Source organism: Streptomyces sp. ME19-01-6 (assembly GCF_033793745.1).
GTDB lineage: Bacteria > Actinomycetota > Actinomycetes > Streptomycetales > Streptomycetaceae > Streptomyces.
The window spans coordinates 132,534-152,064 of the sequence record NZ_JARAXF010000021.1 but is presented as its reverse complement, the minus strand read 5'-3'; the positions used below and the strand labels follow the sequence as shown (position 1 = coordinate 152,064).

Below are 19,531 nucleotides of genomic sequence, written 5' to 3'. Positions count from 1 at the left end.
CACGGTCGTACGGGGCCCTGGGAGTTCCGTCCGCGGGCGGACGGATTCGCCCAGCTCGCTGCCTAGGTTCAAAGCCGTAGGAGAAACCCAGCGGCGAGAGGCGGCAGACGTGATCGAGGCACGAGGACTCACCAAGCGGTACGGGGACAGAACGGCGGTTGCGGATCTGAGCTTCACGGTCCGGCCGGGCAAGGTCACCGGCTTCCTGGGGCCCAACGGCGCGGGCAAGTCCACCACCATGCGCATGATCCTCGGCCTGGACGCCCCCACCCGCGGCCGGGTCACCGTGGCCGGCCGACCGTACGCCGAGCACCCCGCCCCGCTCACCGTGGCCAGCGCCCTCCTGGAGGCCAAGTCCGTCCACAAGGGGCGGTCGGCGCTCGGCCATCTGATGGCGCTCGCGCACACCCACGGCATCCCCCGCCGCCGCGTCGAGCAGGTCGTCGACCAGGTCGGGCTGCGCGAGGCGGCGGGCCGGCGGGTAGGGGGCTTCTCGCTCGGGATGGGCCAGCGGCTGGGCATCGCCGCCGCGCTGCTCGGCGACCCCGGCACGGTCGTCCTCGACGAGCCGGTCAACGGCCTCGACCCGGAGGGCGTGCGGTGGATCCGTACGCTCCTCCAAGGGCTCGCGGCCGAGGGCCGCACCGTCTTCGTCTCGTCCCATCTGATGAGCGAAATGGCGGTCACCGCCGAGCAGTTGATCATCATCGGGCGCGGCCGGCTGCTGGCCGACACCACCGTGGACCAGTTCGTCCGGAGCGCGGGGGTGGGCGAGGTCAAGGTGGTCAGCCCCGAGGCGGGGCGGCTGCGCGACCTGCTGGCCGCGCCCGGCGTCGAGATCGCCTCGGACGCGCCCGGCACGCTCCGCGTCACCGGCACGGACGGTGAGCACATCGGGCGCACCGCCGCGCACCACGGCATCCCCGTCTACGAACTCACCCCGCACACCGTCTCTTTGGAAGAGGCCTTCATGGAACTCACCCACGACGCCGTCGAGTACCGCGAGGGGGTCGCCGCATGAGCGCCGCGACCGCGTCCCGGGCGACGCCCGCATACCGTGTCACCCCCGTACGCGTGCTGCGCTCGGAGTGGTCCAAGCTGTGGTCGGTGCGCTCCACGGGGATCGCGCTCGGCGCCACCGCACTGCTGACGATCGCCCTCGGTGCGTTCATCGGGGCGAACTACAGCTCGGGAAACGGGGACGGGACCACCGGTCCGGTGCAATTCACCCTCCTCGGCATCCAGTTCAGCCAGCTGATCGTCGCCGTCCTCGGGGTCATGGTCGCGGCCGGCGAGTACTCGACCGGCATGATCCGCGCCACCATGGCGGCCGTTCCCCGTCGGCTGCCGGTGCTGTGGGCCAAGGCTGCCGTCTTCGGCGCCACCGCCTTCGCCACCCTGCTGGTGACCGTCTTCGCCACCTTCCTGCTCTCCCAGAGCTTCCTGGACGGCACCGACCAGGAGGCCGCGCTGACCGACCCCGGGATCGCCCGTGCCCTGGTCGGCGCGGCGGCCGGAATCGCCCTCATCGGAGTGATCTCGCTGGCGCTGGGCGCCGCGCTGCGCGGCGTCCCGGCCGGGATCGGCGCGTACATCGGCGGGGTGCTGATCCTCCCGGAGGTGGTGGGCATGCTGCCGTTCGGGGCGGCGGAGGACGCCGTCGCGTACTTCCCCTCCCGGACGCTGGAGGCCCTCATGGGGACGGGCTCCGAGGCGGGGCTGCTCACCCCCGGGGCGGCGTCGGTGGCGCTGTGCGCCTGGGTGGCGGTCGCGCTCGGCGCGGCGGGGCTGTTGCTGCGGCGCCGCGACGTGTGACCGAGGGACGACCGATGCCCTCCGAGTGGTCCCCCGGCACCCTGTCGCTGACCCGCCGCTTCCACCTGGCCGTCCGGCACGTACGGGACGTCGACGCCCGGCGGCCGCTGGTGTGGGACCTGCTCCTGACGGGCGTACTGGCCCTGGCCGCGCTGGCCGACCTCCTCGGCGAGCGGTGGAAGCTGACGGCGCACGGGACGGATGTGCCGGGCTGGCTGCCGTGGCTGGTGAGCGCCGGATTCGTGCTGCCCGTGGCGTGGCGGCGGCGCGGACCGCTGGCCGTGATGTGCGTGCTGGCGGTGCCGGGGTTCGTCGACAGCTGGACCGGAATCGCCCTGGAGGTGGGGGTGGCCCGGCTGGTCCTGCTGTATGGGATCGCGGTGCGGCGGCCCTGGCGCGAGCTGGTCTGGGCGGGCGCGCTCGCCGTAGCCCAGATCACCGTGGGCGCCCTGCGGTGGCCGGAGGGCGACTTCGACCGGCAGCTCGTACCGAACCTGATGACCTGTGCGGTCGTGGTGCTCGGCGGCTTCGCGGTCCGCACCCGCCGCGACTACACGGCCTCCTTGCTGGAGCGGGCCCGGCAGCTGGAGGTGGAGCGGGACCAGCAGGCCCAGCTGGCCACCGCGGCCGAACGGGCCCGGATCGCACGGGAGATGCACGACATCATCGGCCACCACCTGTCCGTCATCACCGGCCTGGCGGACGGCGGCTCGTACGCCTCCCGCAAGAACCCCGAGCGCGCGACACAGGCCCTGGAAGCCATCGGCGACACCAGCCGCGAGGCCCTCGGCGAACTGCGCAAGCTGCTGGGGATGTTGCGGGACGCGACGGTCGACCTGGCCCCGCAGCCCGCCCTCGCGGACCTCGACCAGCTGCTGGGCCGGGTCCGCGAGGCGGGGCTGCCGGTGCGGGTGACCACCTCTGGCCGGGGCGGCGAGCTCTCCCCCGGACTGCAGCTCGCCGTCTACCGCATCGTCCAAGAAGCCCTGACCAACACCCTCAAACACGCCGGGCCCGGCGCGAGCGCCGAGGTGACCCTCGGATACGCCCCGCACGGCGTCGACCTCGGCATCACCGACACCGGCGTCGGCGCCGCCTCGGGCGGCCCGGACGACGGGGGCCAGGGCCTCCCCGGCATGCGGCAGCGCGCGGCACTGTACGGCGGCACCCTCGCGGCGGGCCCGCTACCCTCGGGCGGCTGGCGCGTACATGTACATCTACCGGCCGAGCGGAGCGGGCAGCAGTGACCACGGTGGCGATCGCGGACGACCAGGCCATGCAGCGCTTCGGCTTCCGGATGCTGTTGGAGAGCCAGGACGACATGGCGCTGGTCGGCGAGGCCGAGACCGGCTCCGCGGCCGTACGGCTGTGCGCCGAGCTGCAGCCCGACGTGGTGCTGATGGACGTCCGTATGCCCGGCCTCGACGGCATCGAGGCGACCCGCCGGATCATCGCCTCCGGCGGCCGCACCCGCGTGCTGATCCTCACCACCTTCGACCTCGACGAGTACGCCCACGCCGGTCTGCGCGCCGGCGCGAGCGGCTTCCTCGTCAAGGACGCCCGCCCCGAGGAACTGCTCGCGGGCATCCGGGCCGTGGCAAGCGGCGACGCGGTCGTCGCCCCCACCCTGACCCGCCGCCTCCTCGACCGCTACGCCCACCACCTCCCGGCGACGGGAGCAGGCGCGGCCGACGGCACCGACCCCCGCCTGGCGGCCCTCACCGGCCGCGAGCGGGAGGTACTCACGGCGATCGGCCAGGGCTGGACGAACGGCGAGATCGCGGAGCGGCTGGTCGTCGCGGAGTCCACCGTCAAGACGCACGTGGGCCGCATCCTGGCGAAGATCGGCGCCCGGGACCGCGTCCAGGCGGTGATCTTCGCGTACGACACCCGGCTGGTCCGGCCGGAGTAGACGATCCATTGCCATGAGTGTCATGCACACATGCAGTCAGTAGCCGTTGTCTTCCGTGGCCGACGGCTGCCCCGACATCTGGCAGTTGGACAACGGAGACATCGCGGTGATCAGCCGGGACCTGACGGAGACGTACGCGGCCCGGCTGCCCGACGACGTCAAAATCGCCGCGGACGAGCGGCTGGTGATCCTGCCGGGTGCGATGCCGAGCTCGGCGAAACCGGATATTCCCGACACTCAACCCTGACGGTCTCCGCCTCCAGACGTCGCGCGGCGAGCCGCTCGATCTGGACAGCTACACGTCACCCACAAGACACCGGCGATCAAGCAGAGTACGGTTTGATCACTTGGTATCCACCGCGGCCCAGGATGCGACGGGTGGCGGGCGGATCCGCCTGTGAAAATGAGCGACAGGGTCCCCCTGGTACGCGGTACGGTGCGCCGATGTCAGCGATCAAGAAGTTCCAAGTCACCTTTGACTGCGCAGACCCTGAGCGCCTCGCTCGCTTCTGGTGCGAAGTGTTGGGATACGTCATACCGCTGCCACCGGAGGGGTTCGCCACCTGGGACGAATTCAACCGCACCCTGCCTCCTGAGAAGCAGGGATCATGGTTCGCCTGCAGTGATCCCTCAGGCGTGGGCCCGCGCCTGTACTTCCAGCGCGTCCCCGAAGGCAAGATCGTCAAGAATCGCGTGCATCTCGACGTCCGGGTCGGCACCGGGCTCGTGGGGGACGAGCGCCTCGCCACGCTCGAAGCCGAGTGTGCACGACTGGTCGCGCTCGGCGCCACCCACGTGCAAACGCTGTATGCCGATGAGGAAAACGAGTCGTGCATCCCAATGCTGGACATCGAGGGCAACGAATTCTGTATCGACTGAGCACTCTCCGAGCCGGGGAGGCGGGGAGCCGCCTCCCCTGAGCCTCTCTGGTCTCGTATGGGGCGGGAGTTACCCCGTGAGGGCGAGGTTGTGCAGCCCGGGCGATGCCGAGCATGGCGGCGTGCCGACGTCGCCTTTCAGACGGCAGTCACGAAGGACCTTCCATGCCTCATCCGCGCGAAGACGTTCTCGACGCGGGCCCGGACCTTGCGGTGGGAGGCGTTGTGCTCCTCTTTCCAAGCTGGCAGTCGGTCTGGCCGCGTTCATGGCGGTGTGGGATGAGCAGGCCGGTGCCCCAATAGCCGCCGTCCGCGATGACCGTGGCCCGGCCGACGGCGGCCTTCGCACCGGAAAGTTCCCACGCCTTGCAATCGTTGCGGTTGCCCGTGACCGGTCGGCCGACGGCGACAACGAGTCGGGAGTCGGCGTCGATGACGACCTGGTGGTTGGTCGAGTACCAATGGTTCTTCGCCTGCTCGGCGACGGTGTGATCGCGGATGGGCACCAGGGTGCCGTCCACGATCAGCACGGTGTCCTTCGCGAACCGCTTGCGGGGCTGGAGGGCGAGCATGGGCCCGAGGTGATCGGTGATCCGGTCCGCCGCCGACTTGGACACCCCGAACAGCTGGGCCAGTTGGCGCATGGTCAGGCTCGTGCGCCAGTAGGCCGCGACCAGCAGTGCCCGGTCCTCCAGCGACAGGCTCCACGGACGGCCCTTGCGGACCGCGTCCGCACCCTCACGCCGCATAACCGTCACCAGCTTCCCGAACAGGTGGGGTCTCAGTCCGGCGAACGGGGCTGTCCAGGACGGCTCCGACGCCGCGATCACACCAGCCACAACAAGATCATTCCACTGTGGCCGGTCTGCTCAGGCACCTCAGAGTCATCCTTCGCTGAGCCATCTCGCGATCACGCCGTACCATCCCCGCCATGACAATCGATGTCCTCGCCGAGAACCTCCAGCCCGGCGACCTCCTGGAGCTCTCGACCGAGTTGGGCACCCAAATCCTCCGGTTGACTCATGTGGAGCGGCGTACCCAAGGCATCAAGTTCATGGGTCGCAATCACCAGGGGGTCCTCTACTCCAGCGGCATGAAGTACGGCGAGCTGGCGCGGTGCGTCCGGCCGTAGACCGTCGCGCGGACTGCCGATGGCAGTTGGGCGAGGCCCTCGAACTGCTGTGGGGCAGCTCAGCAGTCAACACCTGGAACGCCCGCCGGGCCTCCGTGCTGTCCTGGCTCGGCCGGTGCAGAGAGCGCGGCTACGACGGCCCGAAGGTGCCGATATGGGTGAAGCGGCTCACCCCGCCGGACTCCGAAACCCCGGCCCGCTCGAAGATGGTGATCGACCGGCTGATCGCACGCCGCGACGCCCACCTCCGGGAGAAGACCCTGTGGCGGATGCTCTACGAGACGTGCGCGCGGGCGGACGAGATCCTCGGCATCAACATCGAGGAGCTGGACCTGGCCGGCCGCCGGGCCCCAGTGAAAGCCAAGGGCGCCCGGCCGCGCACCCGCCGCCGCAGGCGCGTCGCATGTGTGTTGATAACGTCCCGGTCATGACCGGGAGTTCGGGTATGGAGACTGACGTCGAGGCGTTGCTCGGCGAGGAGATCGTCGCTCTCGCCGCCAGTACGTTCACGGTGGTGTTCACGGGCGTCGGGCTGGGACGTGAGCAGGCCCGGAACCGGGTGGACAAGGAGCTGTACCGCCGGTACGGGAAGCCTCGCGGAAGCGACGCCCACCATGCCTACCAGGCGGTCATCCTGCAGATCGTTTTGGTCTGGGAGCGGGCGGGGGTCGCGGCACGGGCTGTTGCTTCGGGCCAGCTGGTCCTGCTCCCGAACGGCGCCCGCCTGCTCGACGCCACCGACGCAGCCCGCGAACTGCGTGCTTTGCTCTGAGCCGGTCGGGGACATGACACCACGTGCCGTCTTGCCACCGACAACCTTCCTCCACGCTGACCGGCCGGACGAACACACTCGGTCGACGCCCCACGACCACCTCCAGGATCAGATCCTGGAGGTGGTCTGCTGACCGCCCAGCAGCCACTGGCGCGTTGGCCACGAACGTTCGCCGGGTTTTCGACGCAAGCGACAAGGGCTCAAGACACCGCAGAGAAGCTTCAGCACCACCAGAAGGACTGACTCCGGACGTGGCCGAGGACCGATAGTGTCGATTCGACACACTGCAACGGACTCGGGGGGTTCTCATGTCGGCCAACTGGTTCTTGCTGATACCCGTCGCCGCTCTCGTGGTCATCGTGCTCGGTGCGGTGGCTGTACTGAAGCTGCAAAAGGCCTCGCTCGGGCGAAACGAGCCCAGGCCAGCGACGGCGCCACACGCCTCGGCTCCGACCGGAATCCACCAGTCGGAGCAGGAGAGCCGAGAGGATTTTGTGCGGAGGCACTGGCAGCGCCCCGGCGTGGTTGCCAACGGCGTGACTCTGGTCGATCTCTACGACCGCATCCGGGCCCTTGAGGAACGAGTCGCCAGGGCCGAGCAGCGTTCCGCGTCACCACCACCGTCTGGCTGAGCCAGTGCTGTGACCGCGCAGGTTTGCCGGGTTGGGTCGGGCTGCAGCTTTGAGGGCGCGTCCGCCCCGGCGGACACCTCTCTCGCTCCTGATCCGGGCGCGTTCCTTGCGTTCGGCGGCCAGGACATCACGGTGGCGTGCGTTGGCTTTGCGCCACCGAAGGTAAGCGTGCAGGGACCGGGTCTGCACCGGGTGGTTGAGGTGGTTGGAGTTGGCGATGGTGAACTGCCTCAGCGGTCCGAAGCGCGCCTCGATCGGGTTGGCCCAGGACGCGTAGGTCGGGGTGCAGCACAGCTCGACCTTGTTCTTCTTCGCACAGCGGCGGATGCCGGCGCCTTGATGGGCGGACAGGATGTCCAGGATCAGTAGATCGGCGCGCCGTCGGGTCGGGCGGTACGGATGGACTCCAGCGCGGCCAACGCCGTTCGCCGAGGGGCCAGGCAGGCCGATCTCGTTGAACCGGTGGATCACGTCGCGGACGGTGTCCTCGTCGGCCTGCACCAGCTGGGCGATCCCCGGAACCCGGTTCCCGCCGGCCGAGCCCAAAAGCAGCATGCGCGCCGATAGCGCACCGACTCGTGCTGCCCCGGCGCACGATCTGCTGCAGCTTCTGCCCTTCCTGGTCGGTCAGTCTGCGCACACGGACAGGCTCGGCCACCGTGCCTCCAGCGGTCGGATCGGACGTCACCGCCCATTCAGCCGCCACGATCACTAAACCGGCGAACCTATACGGTCAGAGCACTAGCGATCCCCGTACGACAAGATTGTGGGCCCGGTGCAACCGCCACGAAGGAGTCCCATCCACATGTACGTGGGAGACGCCGCCGACTGCCCCGAACCAGGCCCCACTCGGCCGACGCAAGTGCCGCCCACCGCGACCAGGGTGATGTGGAGGGAGATGGGGAATCCCCCCGGCGTTGCCAATCGATACGGGGTTATCGGCGCGCTGTTGGCGGCGGGTATCGACGCAGCCCGGATACAGGTGTTTCATGACCCGGAGGACGGCGGCGTCTACTGGGTCGTCGCCCTGGATGGCGGACGCACGGCCGTACTGACCGACGACACAGAGGAACATGTGGTTCACATGGAGGGGCCATGGCCGTTCAAGGCCATGCTCCTCAACCCGGACCGCGTCCGGACGAAGATCGATTACTCGATCGATGAGCTCACAGCTCACGTCGTCACGTGGTATGCCGAGGCCGCAGGATCCCAAGTGGGCCCCATGGGAGAGTTGTCGGTTCACGGTGCCCGGAGTGATGTCACCGAGGTGGCGGGCGAGGTGCCACATGATGAGGCGGTGAACAGCGACCACGTCGTCCTCGACTGCGGACTGCCGCTTGAGGCGCGGATCAGGGAGCTCGTCCGGCTGTGGATCCGCGACGGTCGTGGGCGCGACCACCTCCTGACCGGCAAGGCGTTCTTCGCGGTGTACTCCTGGCACCTCAAACACTGGACCGACCATGACATCGCGTGGGCGGAGTTCGTCGCCGCCTCCTACGACTCCATCGGGGGCGGCGACGGCTGGAAGGCCATGCTGCGGGAGCGGGCCGCGTGCGACGGCTGCGGGGACCGCTACCGGCTGGAGAACATCGGACTGTGCACGGGATGCATGCGGTACACCTGCTATGCCTGCGGCACCCACGGGTCCTGCACCGGCGAGACCCTCTGACCGGCGGCGGACAGGGCGGCGCACGCCCCGTTGTACGCCGCGTACGGGCGGCTTGCGCATCCATCAGAAACTCGACCGGCACCCCGGACCTCCACACAACCAATGATCAACACGATTGTCGAGGGTTCCGCCTCCACAGAAGTCCAGGTCAAAGCGCTCTCAGGCGTGCGAAGGGCTTAGCGCCGGTTTCGTCCGATGTTCCTCAACCCCAATCACCGTCCTCCTGTTCACAGGGCCGCCCTTGCCGAACCGGAGCGCGCACACAAAGCCCACGATCACGGGAAGCATCGTCATCGGATGGGGTGGATATCCCGCCCCGGCCTCGGGGCTGTACGGGAGAGAGGACTGGTAGGCACCGGGTTGCTGCGGGCCGTAGCCCGCGGGGGGACCGTATCCGGCTGGTGGAACCTGGCCAGGGCCCTGGCCCGCGCCCCAACGGGGAGTCTACGGAGCGGACATGACAGGGACCTCTACCAGTGACGCAGTGCGACGAAATCACTGCGCTGCGGTCACCCGGTGAGACGGGACCCATGGCTCATCCGAAGCCCTGACTCAGGACATTACGCACCTTTTGCCGGCACCGAGAACAGGGGCCGGAAGTAGGAAGGGTCCGCCTTCTCCTCGACCATGCGTCCCTCGGCCTCCACCCACGCGTGGGCGCCGAACGGCAGCCGAGCCCGTACGCCCACCGTCCAGGTGGGCCAGGTGCCGCGTGCCCGGCACAGCAGGACGGTCGCCAGTGAACGGGGCAGGCACCCCTCGTCCCCGGCGCAGCGGAGGCTGACGGCCACCACGGCCTCCTGGGCGGCGCGGGCCTCCGCGTACGTGGCCGGGCGGGCGCCCCTGCGCAGGCGGGTGAGTATGGCGCGGGTCCGGGCCGGTGGCTTGGCGGCCAGGCGACGGGCGACGGCCACGGCGAGCAACACCAGCAGGCGGCGGCCCGGGGAGAGCCGGACCTTCGTCCGGTGCGGTACGACCGAACTCACCGCTGCTGCACCACCTTCGCCTGCTGGAGACTGGCCATCAGCTGCTCCACGTCCGCGCGGGCGCGTGGCTCGTCGACGTCGTAGGTGGCCATCAGCCGCTCGGTGGTCTCCTGCACCGTGCTGCCGTCGACCAGGGCTCGGAAGGCGAGGGAGGCGGTCGGGTTGAGCTGCCAGTAGCGGCCGTCCCTGCCGTCCAGCAGAACCGTTCCGTAGTCGGTGTCCACGGTTGAGACGTCGGGGTGCAGTCTCCATGTCATGGGTGTCTCCTGCCTCGGGTCCTGTGGCGGGCTCAGGGGTGGGTGGCGGCTGCCGGCTGGGTGGCCGTGGCCCGGGCCCACAGTTCACAGCTGAGCGTGGACTGCATCGCACCCTGGTGGAGGCGGTTGGTGTAGGACAGGTCGAAGAGCTCGCGCAGCGGCCCGGGGTCGATCAGGCCCAGCGCGGCCAGGCGGGAACCGTCCCACAGTTCCGCGAGTTCCCGCCGGTGCTTTTCGAAGCCCTCGGCGACGAGCGTGGTGCCGTCGCCCTTGGTCCGCCGGGTCAGTACCCCTGGCGGCATGACGTCTGCCATCGCCGTCTTGATGAGCGGCTTGAACTCCCAGGGGGTGACGCGTTGTTCGGGCCGTACGGCCAGGCATGCCTGGATGACCTGATCGTCGAGGAAGGGGGAGGTATGGCTGAAGTCCTGGGTTTCGGTCAGTTGGTGGCACTGGCGGACGAGCCGTCCGGCGTCCTGGATGCCCAGGAGGTCGTTGTGCCGCCCCCGCGTCGGCGCGAGCGGCTCAGCCGTTGCGGCTGTGTCGTGCAGGGTGCGGGTGATCAGGTCCCTGGCGTCCGGGGTGAGCCATACGGGCAGGCCCGGGAAGTGGCCCCAGTCGGACAGGGGGCTCGGGGCGCGACGGACGCGGCCGTGGGCCCGGTCCGCGAACCAGCGGCGGTAGGAGCGGCCGTCCAGCAGACCTCGGGCCGTGGCGCCCCAGCTGCTTCGGCGCAGCTGGTTCAGCACCCTCAGACGCTGGGCGGCCAACAGCGGCCTGCGGCGCAACAGGTCGTGCTGATAGGCCGGGTGGCCGCACAGCAGTTGGTCGCCACCGAGTCCGTCGAGGTGCAGCCGCGAGCCGTGCGCGAGGGCCCGCTGTCGCACGGCGCGCAGTCGGGGCGCGCTCAGCACGGCGATGGACGGCTCGTCGGGAACGCCGTCCACCTCCATGAGGCCGCTCCAGAAGTGGGGCAGTTCGCGGTTGGAGTAGATGATGTGGTTGAGGTCCGGCAGGCCGGCAGCGGCCTGCCTGGCCCACTCGACGTCCTCGTCGGCCTGGTCGTCGTTCTCCATGGTGAGCGTGGTGAGTGCGGGCCGGTACCGGGCGGCCAACAGGGCGATGCTGGTGGAGTCCATGCCGCCGGAGAGGTCCGCGCTGACGGGCTGGGCGCCGCGGGTACGCACCCGCACGGCGTCGTCCAGTGCCTGGCGCAGCAGCCGGCCGCCCTCGGTCAGTGAACGCACCGGTTCGGGGGCCTGCCACCAGGGTGTGACCAGGGGCCGCCGCCCGTCCGGGGGCAGCGCCAGGTACGAGCCCGGAGGCACTGCGGAGACGTTGCGCCACGGCGGTAGGTCACCCAGGGGGTGCGGCAGCGCGTCCAGGGTGCGCAGGGCGAGCAGGGCCGGGTCGAGCGGGGCGTCCAGCACGGTTGCCAGGACGTCCGCGCGGTCCGCGGCGACAGTGAGGGCGCCGAGCTCACCGTGGAAGATACGGCGCAGTCCGGAGGCGGTGCCCTGTACGCGCAGGCGGCCCCGTACGGAGGCGACGAGGTGGTAGCTGCCGGCCCAGGCCAGGCCCAGTCGGTCGAGGTCGGTCACATCGTCGATTCGGGCGGCCGCCGCGGCGAGTTCGTCCTGGGTCGCCGAGCAGTGGCCGATCACGGCGAGCCGGGTGTCGCCCCGTTCGGCCACCAGGGCCCGGCCTTCGGCCAGCCGGCCGGCCGCACAGGGCCGGCCGGACCGGTGCCTCAGCAGGATGTGCACGCCGTCCGTCGGGAGCCGGCCGATGGCGGCTGCCGCGCCCTCGTTATCCGGCAGCGCGACGAAGTACTGCCAACCGGCATCGGCCATGTCAATGTCCTTAGGGGGTGTGCCGCATCAGCGTCGGCCTAGAGCCTGTCGTAGAAGTGGATAACGTTCTCGTAGCCGGTCAGACCGAAGTAGCCGGTGTCCTCCTGGAAGGAACCACACTCGACCATCTTGGGGGTCTCATAGGTCTGGAGCTCGTTGGTCTCCTGGATTTCGTCGCCCTGCATCACAGTTCACCTCCCCGTTGACTGGTGTGACCGCTCAGGGCGGAACGCGTTCGGGTGCGGAAGGTTTCGCGGACGCCGGGATGACTCCCAACCGGCCGCTTGCCAAGGGGACTTGCGTCCCGATCGCCGCCCTGGGCCTGATCGACAGGGAATCACGCGACTCAGCGCGATTCAAGATTCACGATCAACCGTCCTGCCATGAATAATCCGGAATGCTCCCTCTTACTTTCACCCTGACCACCTCTGACTTCACCGCCGCGCAGATGGTCCGATCCGTACGCCCCCTTCGTCCGTGTCGGTACGCGTCGTTTCACGATTCGGCGTTACCGACACAGACGAGTCAGGGGAGGAGGCGTGAGGACTGCACAACGGATATGTTTTCCCGGCGCGCCGCTTCGAGGACCGGCTGGTAAAACGGGTCCTCGCCGTTCTTGAAAGAGACTGCCCTCACCTTGAGTATCTTCTTACTGCCGCGAAACCGGCGGGGACGGCGGGTGACGAAGTAGTAATTCTCATTGCCCGGCATGATTTGGCCGGACTTTCGGCGCTTGGGCTGTGTCTCCACACGCTCGATGTCTTGCCAGGTGTAGACCTGAAGGAAGCTGTTGTTGCTATGGACCAGCCCTCCGGTGAACAAGTACGTGCGGTGAAACCCTCTCGGTATGAGCAGCAGCGCGGCGAAGAGCAAGGAAGATATCGAAGGCAACGACGACAACGACAAGGACAATGGCGTAGACGACAGCGAAGTAGATGATGGGGTTCACACCCTTGCGGGTCCACAAGTGCTCGCCCATATGCCGTGACTGGGCGAGCTTCCGCACGCGGCGCCCACGCCGACCGCTATGACCAGGAGTGCGGTGCCTGCTGAGTCTCCGAAGAGAAGCATCACCAGCCCGACCAGCACGGCAACAACTCCGCAGATCGCCACCGCCGAAAGCGTGTTGAGCAGGAAGCCCCACCGGTTTACCTCGATGTCGCCCCACGCCTCGCCGTCTGCTCCATCAGTCATGTGACGCAGTTCCCTCTGACTCAGTGGCGGCCCCTGCTGACGCGACCCGGCATCGCCACCGCACTCGAAACGGACTCACCTCCTCAGCCTGTCAGGGGGAGCTGCCGCCCGACAAGATCATCCTGGTCGTCTACCACATGCCTGTGCTGGTCCGGCCGGGGCCGGATCAGAGCCTGCGGATGATGATGCGGCCGGTGTCGCCGCCGGCGGCGACGAGGGTGCCGTCCGCGGAGATCCTGACCGTATAGGTGCGCCCCGTTCCCCGGTCTCCTGGGCGGCGGGTGAAGGCGGGGTCAGGGTGGCGAGTGACGGCGTCGACGACATCGGTGTCGCCCCGTCGGCCAATGGCCAGGGTGGAGCCGTCGGGCGAGTACGCCCAGCCGTAGCAGGTGGCCCAGCGGTCGGTGAGGAACGGGTGCGGGAAGTGCCAGACGAGTTCGCCGCTCTCCAGGGAGAACGCGCACGGGCCCTCGACGGATGCGGGGTTGGCGACCAGCAATGTGTCGGCGGGGTCGAAGCCGAGCGTATGCGGCTTCCGGTCCATCGGGATACGGCGCAGGACCTTGCGCTGGTCGATGTCCCAGATCTCGACCTCGGTGACCTCGGGATCGTCCTCCTTGTACCGGGAACCCTTGGAGAAGCACAGCGCCATGAGCTTCCCGGACGGTGAAAGCGCGCCCGCCCAGCAGCCCATCGAGGACCTCTCCGTGGACGTTGCGAACACCTCGTTCCCGTCGTGGTCGAATACGTCGAGTACGCGGACACGGTTGCCGGAGTCGAAGAGCAGCAGGCGCCGCCGGGCCGCGTCCCATGAGGGACGTACGCGGAAGGGGTTGAAGTTGGCGTCCTGGAACTCTCGGTATCGGGCGAGGGTCCTGGTGTGCCCGGTTGCCGGGTTGAAGAGCCGCGTTTCCCCGTTGAGCGCGTAGACGATGTGCTCACCGCCGGCGTCGAAGTGCACGGCGTGTACGAAGGTCTGTCCCCTGCCCAGTGGCTCGGGACGGATCTCCGGCGGCTCGGCGTGGATCAGCCGGCGGTGTCCGGTGCCGACGTCGATCAGGTGGATCTCGGCGCCGTACGCGTCCTTGAGCATGGTGCCGACGACAATGGTCCCGCCGTCCGGAGACAGGTCGAACGCTTCGGCGGAGCACTGGTTGGGGACCTTGACATCGAGCACGACAGCGCCGCGCGCGGACTGGGCGGCGTCGGCGACGCAGGCGAAGCCCTCCCGTAGCTTCTTCCAGCGCAGTTCCTCGAACTCCCGCTCTGCCTCGTACTCGCTCGCGCACTCGGTCACGGTTTCCCGGGGCCGCCTTCCCTCGGTCCACGCCGAGCGGATCAGCCGGGGGCCCTCGACAGCGATCCGGTAGAACTTCACCTTGGCAGGGTCGGCCGACGACCTCATTGTTGTATCCAGCCTGGTCATGGCAGCTGAAGCTATACCGAGGGGCTGACAGCGCGGGATGCGGCGGTCCACCGGAGTCTGACCGTGCGCCGGCTTCGGGGCCGAGCGGACCGAGTTCAACGGCGCCTCCAACCACGTGCACTTGCTGGTGAACTTCCCGCCCGCGGTCGCCTAACGCACGGTTGCCGTGCGCAAGCCCTCGATGGTCTCCCGCAGCGCCTCGTCGGTCGGTGTCGGGTCGATCCCGAAAGCGGCCATGGCGGCGGACGAGTCGAGTATGAACGGCCGTCGCAGCTGGTACTGCACTTCGAGCAGCTCCCGTGCGGCCGGATTGAAGAGCCCGGCGAGCCGGAGTGCGAAGCCGGGCATCGTGGCCACGCGGGCGGCGGGCGCTTCCGCCAGTTCGGCGGCGCGGGTGGCGAGGGCGCGGATGGACAGCGGCGGCGCGGTGGGCACGTGCCACGGCCGGCCCCATGCGTTCTCGTCGGCGGCGACCGCGACAAGGGTGCGGGCCACGTCGCCGACATAGGTCCAGCTGTGTGGCGCGTCCAAGTCGGCGGGTATGGAACCGCTCCGGCCGGCGAGCACCTTGGGCAGCACCATGACGCTGAACGGGGAGCCGGCGCCCGCACCCAGGTAGTCCGACCCTCGGACCTCCGCCGTGCGGATTCGCCCGGCTTCGTGCGCGGCCAGTGCGTCGGCCCACAGTTTGGCCCGGACCTCGCCCTTCACCGAGTTGGGACGCAGCGGCAGTTGCTCGGTCATCGGGACATCGACCTGGCCGTAGCCGTACAGGTTGCCGGTGGTGACGAGCACCGCGCCGGTGGCCTCCGCGGCACGCATCAGCGCCGCGCCGAGCGGCGGCCAATCGGCGGACCAGCGGTGATAGGCCGGGCCCGCGCAGCTGTACAGCGCGACGGCGCCTTCGGTGTGCCGAGCGAGGGTGTCCGAGTCGGTGGCGTCTGCCGCGATGCGGTCGATCCCGGCGAGTTCCGGACCGCCGCCGCGGCGAGTGAGCAGGCGGACTCGCTCGCCTCTGGCGACGAGCAACCGAGCGGTGGCCGAGCCGACCGGGCCGGCTCCGACGATGACATGAAGGGACATGAGCGAACACTCTCCCAGCTCGAGCGAGAACGATGTTCTCGAATAAGAGCACCGTACTCGGCGTGGGATCGCGAAGTCAAGAACACTGTTCTCGTTCAGTTCCTGTGTTCTCGGATCTGTGCGACACTGCTGGTATGTCCGCATCGTCGCTGCGCGCCCGCATCCGCTCGGAGATGAACCACGAGATCAAGGAAGTCGCGCGGCGGCACCTCGCCACGGACGGCGCGAACCTGTCCCTACGGGGCGTGGCCAGAGACATGGGCATCGTCGCCTCGGCCTTGTACCGGTACTTCCCGAGCCGTGACGCCCTGCTCACCGCATTGATCACCGACGCCTACGAGGCACTGGGCGCGGCGGCGACCGACGCCGAATCGGCCGTGCCACGTGACGACCTGCGCGGCCGATGGCTGGCCGTCTGCCACGCCACGCGTACGTGGGCGCTGGCACATCCCGCCGAGTACGGGCTGCTGTACGGGAACCCAGTGCCCGGTTACGCCGCGCCGAGCGAAACCACTGTGCCGGCCGCGAAAGTGGTGCTCCTGCTCGTCGATATCGTCATCGACGGCGCGGAGCACCTGGAGCCGGTGCCGTCACCGCTCCCCGAACCCGTCCGTGCCGACCTGCGCCGCCTGATCGACCAGCACCCCGGCGACCTGCCGGAGGAACGGCTCGACCGCGTGTTCGCCGGCTGGACCCATCTGTTCGGCCTGATCAGCTTCGAGGTGTTCGGCCGCCTGAACGACACGATCGAAGCACGCGCGGAGTACTTCGACCACCACATGGGTCTGATGGCCGACCTGGCCGGTATCCCACGGTAAGCCTCGCCTATGACACCCGCCCGGGTTCGCCTTGGGGTTGAGGGTTGTCCGCTCATCGGCCCCGAGTCGTGGACCGCGAGCGTGGAAAAGTCTCCGGAGTCAGTTCAACGAAACACTCGAAGACATGAACTCCCAAGACATCAAACCGCCCGGGGCGGAGCCTGCCGTCGAGGCCCACAACGGCGGGGGACACACCCCCACACAGCGGCGGTGGTGGACTCTGCCGGCGGTCAGCGCGGCCCAGCTGCTCGTGGTCCTGGACGGGACCATCGTGAACATCGCGCTGCCCTCCGCGCAGAGCGCGCTCGGCATGTCCGACGCGAGTCGGCAATGGGCGATCACCGCGTACGCTCTGGCCTTCGGCGGACTGCTGCTGATCGGTGGCAGGGTCAGCAGTGCACTCGGCCACCGGCGTACGTTCATCATCGGCCTGGTCGGCTTCGCCGCCTCGTCCGCGCTGGGCGGGGCCGCCGTGAACCCCGGGATGCTTTTCGGGGCGCGGGCCCTGCAGGGTGTCTTCGCCGCCGCCCTCGCGCCCGCCGGGTTGTCGTTGCTGACCACGACGTTCACCGAGCCCCGCGAACGCGGCCGGGCCTTCGGGGTGTTCGCCGCGGTCGGTGCCGCCGGGTCGGCCCTCGGCCTGGTCGCCGGGGGGCTGCTGACCGAGTACGCGAGCTGGCGGTGGTGCCTGTACATCAACGTCCCCATCGCCCTGTTCGCCGTGCTCGGCACGGCGCTTGTGCCGGCGGACCGGCCGATCCACGGCGGCGGACGGCTCGATGTCGCGGGCGCGCTGCTCAGCGCAGCGGGCTTCGCCGCCGTGGTGTATGCCTTCAACGAGGCCGAACCGCTCGGCTGGGGGTCACCGAAGGTGCTGGCGCTGCTGGCCGGCGGTGTCGTGCTGCTGGCCGCGTTCGCCGCTGTCGAGGTACGTGCCCCGCGCCCGCTGCTGCCGATGCGCGTGCTCGCGCACCGCGCCCGCGCCGGTGCGCTCGTCTCGATCACCCTGATGTTCGTCGCGATGTTCGGCTTCTACCTGTTCATGAGCTACTACACGCAGACCGTCCTGGGTTACTCGCCGGTCCAGGCGGGCCTGACGCTCATCATCAACGCGCTGGCCGCCCTGCTCGGCTCCACACTCATCGCCGGCAGGCTGCACGGACGCGTCCCGCCCGCGATGCTGATCCTGCCCGGGCTGATCGCCGCGGCCGCCGGGATGCTGATCCTGACCCGCTTGACGCCGCAGAGCACGGACGTCCTGCCGCTGTATCTCGTCCCCGCCCTGGTGCTCACCGGCCTCGGCCTCGGCTGCGTCCTGCCCCCGACCGCCGGCCTGGCCACCTCAAACGTGCACCCGTACGACATCGGCGCCGCGTCGGCCGCTTACAACGCCTCCCAGCAACTCGGAGCCGCGCTCGGCACCGCGCTGCTCAACACCATCGCGACCAGCGCCGCCGCCTCACACCTGGCGTCCGCGCGCCACGCCACGCCGGCCGAGGCGTCCGTACACGGCTACACCACCGCCCTGACGGTCGGCTTCGGCATCCTCCTCGCCGCGGTGTGCCTCAGGGCACCGCTGATCCGGACCCGCGCCGCGCGAGAGCCCGGCACGCGGCAGCAGTGATCAGCGGATCAGCCCTGGATCGAGAAGACAGCAACTTCAGCTGCTGCGAACGCTATGTATCCGCGCTGCCAGGGTGTTCGGGTGCCGGCGCGTGGTCTGGAACGACGCGCTGGTGATGCAGAAGCCGAGGAGCGGGCCTTCCTCTCAGATTGTCCGGTCGGTGTCATGCAGCAGACCCTCCGCGACCTGGATGCCGCGTGGAAGGCGCACGAGGACTCCAAGACGGGCAAGCGCAAGGGGTCGAAGGTCGCCCCGCCGAGGTTCAAGAGCCGCAAGGACAATCGGCAGACCGCACGGTTCACCCGTTCCGACCGCTGGTCGATCCTCGAAAACGGCAAGCTTCGTCTGCCGAAGATTGGTGATGTGCGGGTCAAGCGGACCCGTGACCTGCCCTCCGAGCCCAGCTCGGTGACGCTGGTCAAGGACCGCTGCGGTCGGTACTGGGGATCCTTCGTCGTCGAAACCGACCCGGCTGGTGACATCCTCCCCCCCGGCCGACGGAGACCAGGGCATCGACCTGGGCCTTACCCGCTTCGCTGTGCTCGCGGACGGCTCGCACATCGCCTCCCCGAAGTATCTGCGCCGGGCGGAGAAGAAGCTCAAGAAGCGGCAGCGGGAACTGTCGCGCAAGAAGAAGGGCAGCAACAACCGGGACAAGGCTTGGATCAAGGTCGCTCGTGCTCACGCCGCCGTGGCGGACGCACGCCGGAACTTCCACCATCAGTGGTCTCACAAGCTCACGCGCGAGAACCAAGCCGTCTTCACCGAGACCCTGAACGTGCGAGCACTGGCACGCGGACGGCTGGCCAAGGGTGTGCACGACGCTGGCTGGTCACAGTTCGTGATGTTCTGCGAATACAAGGCAACCCGACGCGGCCGAGCCTTCGTCAAAGTCGCCCGCCACTTCCCCAACTCCCGGAAATGCTCCGCCTGCGGACACCGGGACGGACCCAAGCCCCTGCATGTCCGTACTTGGATATGCCCGAACTGCCGGACGCGGCATGACCGGGACTGGAATGCCGGGCGGAACGTCCGCGACGAAGGCCGCCGTATCCTCGCGGTCGGCAAGACAGCACCACCCACCCCAGGACCTGGGGCCCCGCGCCGGTAACGGCACGGGTAAACGCCTGCGGAGCGCCGGTAAGACCTGGGGATGCCCTGGCGGCGCGCACAACCCCCACCCCGGTGGGGAGGAACCAGGAACCCGCCCGAAGCCGGCGGTCTCTCATCTCGAGAGCCACCGTCAGACGGAGAATCCACGGCCCTCAGGCCGACGGAGGAGGTCAATCCTCGTGCTCCACATCTCGAGTTTGCCGACAAGGAGTTTGGCATCGTAGGTGAAGTTGTGGTTCAAGCGGGCGAGTACGGCCGTGTAGGCGTCGGCGACGCTCTTGGCCCTAGCTGTATTGCCCTGTGAGGTTGGGCCCCTTCCTGTTCACCGTCAATGCAGAAGGGGGCTTCAGCGACGACGTGGGGAGGT

Annotated in this window: 21 protein-coding genes and 3 pseudogenes; 14 read left to right on the top strand and 10 right to left on the bottom strand. The window is 69.1% G+C overall.

The features are described 5' to 3' along the window. Window positions 1–109 precede the first annotated feature (109 nt). From PV419_RS35850 to PV419_RS35825, 6 genes are all read left to right on the top strand, one after another. Window positions 110–1,021, top strand: coding sequence for an ABC transporter ATP-binding protein (locus PV419_RS35850; RefSeq protein ID WP_319696120.1), 912 nt, complete (start codon window positions 110–112; stop codon window positions 1,019–1,021). Continuing rightward, window positions 1,018–1,815: an ABC transporter permease gene (locus tag PV419_RS35845; RefSeq protein WP_319696118.1), complete on the top strand. Its 798-nt coding sequence runs from the start codon at window positions 1,018–1,020 to the stop codon at window positions 1,813–1,815. Before PV419_RS35850 ends, PV419_RS35845 begins: the two co-directional genes overlap by 4 nt. Window positions 1,816–1,829: 14 nt before the next feature. Further along, entirely contained in the window at window positions 1,830–3,062 is a 1,233-nt protein-coding gene (locus PV419_RS35840; RefSeq protein ID WP_319696115.1) for a sensor histidine kinase, read from the top strand. After that, window positions 3,059–3,727 (top strand): response regulator transcription factor, encoded by a 669-nt coding sequence (locus tag PV419_RS35835; protein ID WP_319696113.1) that lies wholly within the window; start codon window positions 3,059–3,061, stop codon window positions 3,725–3,727. The genes PV419_RS35840 and PV419_RS35835 overlap by 4 nt, the downstream gene beginning before the upstream one ends. A gap of 46 nt (window positions 3,728–3,773) precedes the next feature. Further along, entirely contained in the window at window positions 3,774–3,974 is a 201-nt protein-coding gene (locus tag PV419_RS35830) for a hypothetical protein (protein WP_319696111.1), read from the top strand. A gap of 197 nt (window positions 3,975–4,171) precedes the next feature. Further along, window positions 4,172–4,606, top strand: a complete 435-nt coding sequence (locus PV419_RS35825) for a VOC family protein (protein ID WP_319696110.1) — start codon at window positions 4,172–4,174, stop codon at window positions 4,604–4,606. A 69-nt stretch (window positions 4,607–4,675) separates the two neighbouring features. On the opposite strand, the pseudogene PV419_RS35820 reads toward PV419_RS35825, so the two are convergent. Further along, window positions 4,676–5,444: pseudogene (locus PV419_RS35820) on the bottom strand (transposase). Window positions 5,445–5,536: 92 nt separating this feature from the next. Between PV419_RS35820 and PV419_RS35815 the strand changes: the two are divergent. The 3 genes and pseudogenes from PV419_RS35815 to PV419_RS35805 all read left to right on the top strand — a co-directional run bounded on the left by PV419_RS35815 (window position 5,537) and on the right by PV419_RS35805 (window position 6,509). Beyond that, window positions 5,537–5,737 (top strand): hypothetical protein, encoded by a 201-nt coding sequence (locus PV419_RS35815; protein ID WP_319696109.1) that lies wholly within the window; start codon window positions 5,537–5,539, stop codon window positions 5,735–5,737. A 26-nt stretch (window positions 5,738–5,763) separates the two neighbouring features. After that, a pseudogene (locus PV419_RS35810) lies at window positions 5,764–6,129 on the top strand (site-specific integrase); the annotation flags it as partial. A 53-nt stretch (window positions 6,130–6,182) separates the two neighbouring features. Further along, window positions 6,183–6,509 (top strand): hypothetical protein, encoded by a 327-nt coding sequence (locus PV419_RS35805; RefSeq protein WP_319696108.1) that lies wholly within the window; start codon window positions 6,183–6,185, stop codon window positions 6,507–6,509. A 671-nt stretch (window positions 6,510–7,180) separates the two neighbouring features. On the opposite strand, the pseudogene PV419_RS35800 reads toward PV419_RS35805, so the two are convergent. Then, a pseudogene (locus tag PV419_RS35800) lies at window positions 7,181–7,799 on the bottom strand (transposase); the annotation flags it as partial. 153 nt (window positions 7,800–7,952) lie between these two features. On the opposite strand from PV419_RS35800, the gene PV419_RS35795 reads away from it, so the two are divergent. Then, window positions 7,953–8,810 (top strand): hypothetical protein, encoded by an 858-nt coding sequence (locus tag PV419_RS35795; protein ID WP_319696107.1) that lies wholly within the window; start codon window positions 7,953–7,955, stop codon window positions 8,808–8,810. 560 nt (window positions 8,811–9,370) lie between these two features. Here PV419_RS35795 and PV419_RS35790 read toward each other — a convergent pair. The 8 genes from PV419_RS35790 to PV419_RS35755 all read right to left on the bottom strand — a co-directional run bounded on the left by PV419_RS35790 (window position 9,371) and on the right by PV419_RS35755 (window position 15,609). After that, complete coding sequence (locus tag PV419_RS35790; protein WP_319696105.1) at window positions 9,371–9,796, bottom strand: lasso peptide biosynthesis B2 protein; 426 nt, start codon at window positions 9,794–9,796, stop codon at window positions 9,371–9,373. Next, window positions 9,793–10,053, bottom strand: coding sequence for a lasso peptide biosynthesis PqqD family chaperone (locus PV419_RS35785; RefSeq protein ID WP_319696104.1), 261 nt, complete (start codon window positions 10,051–10,053; stop codon window positions 9,793–9,795). Before PV419_RS35785 ends, PV419_RS35790 begins: the two co-directional genes overlap by 4 nt. Before the next feature lie 32 nt (window positions 10,054–10,085). Then, window positions 10,086–11,906: an asparagine synthase-related protein gene (locus PV419_RS35780; protein ID WP_319696103.1), complete on the bottom strand. Its 1,821-nt coding sequence runs from the start codon at window positions 11,904–11,906 to the stop codon at window positions 10,086–10,088. Window positions 11,907–11,944: 38 nt separating this feature from the next. Beyond that, entirely contained in the window at window positions 11,945–12,091 is a 147-nt protein-coding gene (locus PV419_RS35775; RefSeq protein ID WP_319696101.1) for a keywimysin-related RiPP, read from the bottom strand. A 340-nt stretch (window positions 12,092–12,431) separates the two neighbouring features. Continuing rightward, window positions 12,432–12,779, bottom strand: a complete 348-nt coding sequence (locus PV419_RS35770; protein ID WP_319696099.1) for a hypothetical protein — start codon at window positions 12,777–12,779, stop codon at window positions 12,432–12,434. A gap of 72 nt (window positions 12,780–12,851) precedes the next feature. Beyond that, entirely contained in the window at window positions 12,852–13,100 is a 249-nt protein-coding gene (locus PV419_RS35765; RefSeq protein WP_319696097.1) for a hypothetical protein, read from the bottom strand. A 166-nt stretch (window positions 13,101–13,266) separates the two neighbouring features. Beyond that, window positions 13,267–14,526: a WD40 repeat domain-containing protein gene (locus PV419_RS35760; protein ID WP_319696096.1), complete on the bottom strand. Its 1,260-nt coding sequence runs from the start codon at window positions 14,524–14,526 to the stop codon at window positions 13,267–13,269. 150 nt (window positions 14,527–14,676) lie between these two features. Then, window positions 14,677–15,609 (bottom strand): NAD-dependent epimerase/dehydratase family protein, encoded by a 933-nt coding sequence (locus PV419_RS35755; RefSeq protein ID WP_319696094.1) that lies wholly within the window; start codon window positions 15,607–15,609, stop codon window positions 14,677–14,679. A gap of 134 nt (window positions 15,610–15,743) precedes the next feature. Between PV419_RS35755 and PV419_RS35750 the strand changes: the two genes are divergently transcribed. The 4 genes from PV419_RS35750 to PV419_RS35740 all read left to right on the top strand — a co-directional run bounded on the left by PV419_RS35750 (window position 15,744) and on the right by PV419_RS35740 (window position 19,162). Then, a complete protein-coding gene (locus tag PV419_RS35750; protein ID WP_319696093.1) occupies window positions 15,744–16,427 on the top strand; it encodes a TetR/AcrR family transcriptional regulator in 684 nt (227 codons plus the stop codon). A gap of 124 nt (window positions 16,428–16,551) precedes the next feature. Further along, window positions 16,552–18,051 carry an MFS transporter gene (locus PV419_RS35745; protein ID WP_319696091.1) on the top strand — a complete coding sequence of 500 codons (1,500 nt, stop codon included), beginning with the start codon at window positions 16,552–16,554 and terminating at the stop codon, window positions 18,049–18,051. Window positions 18,052–18,124: 73 nt separating this feature from the next. After that, entirely contained in the window at window positions 18,125–18,463 is a 339-nt protein-coding gene (locus PV419_RS53500; RefSeq protein WP_415925448.1) for a hypothetical protein, read from the top strand. 63 nt (window positions 18,464–18,526) lie between these two features. Beyond that, on the top strand, window positions 18,527–19,162 hold the full coding sequence (locus PV419_RS35740) for an RNA-guided endonuclease TnpB family protein (RefSeq protein WP_319696090.1): 636 nt from the start codon (window positions 18,527–18,529) through the stop codon (window positions 19,160–19,162). Window positions 19,163–19,531: the final 369 nt, after the last annotated feature.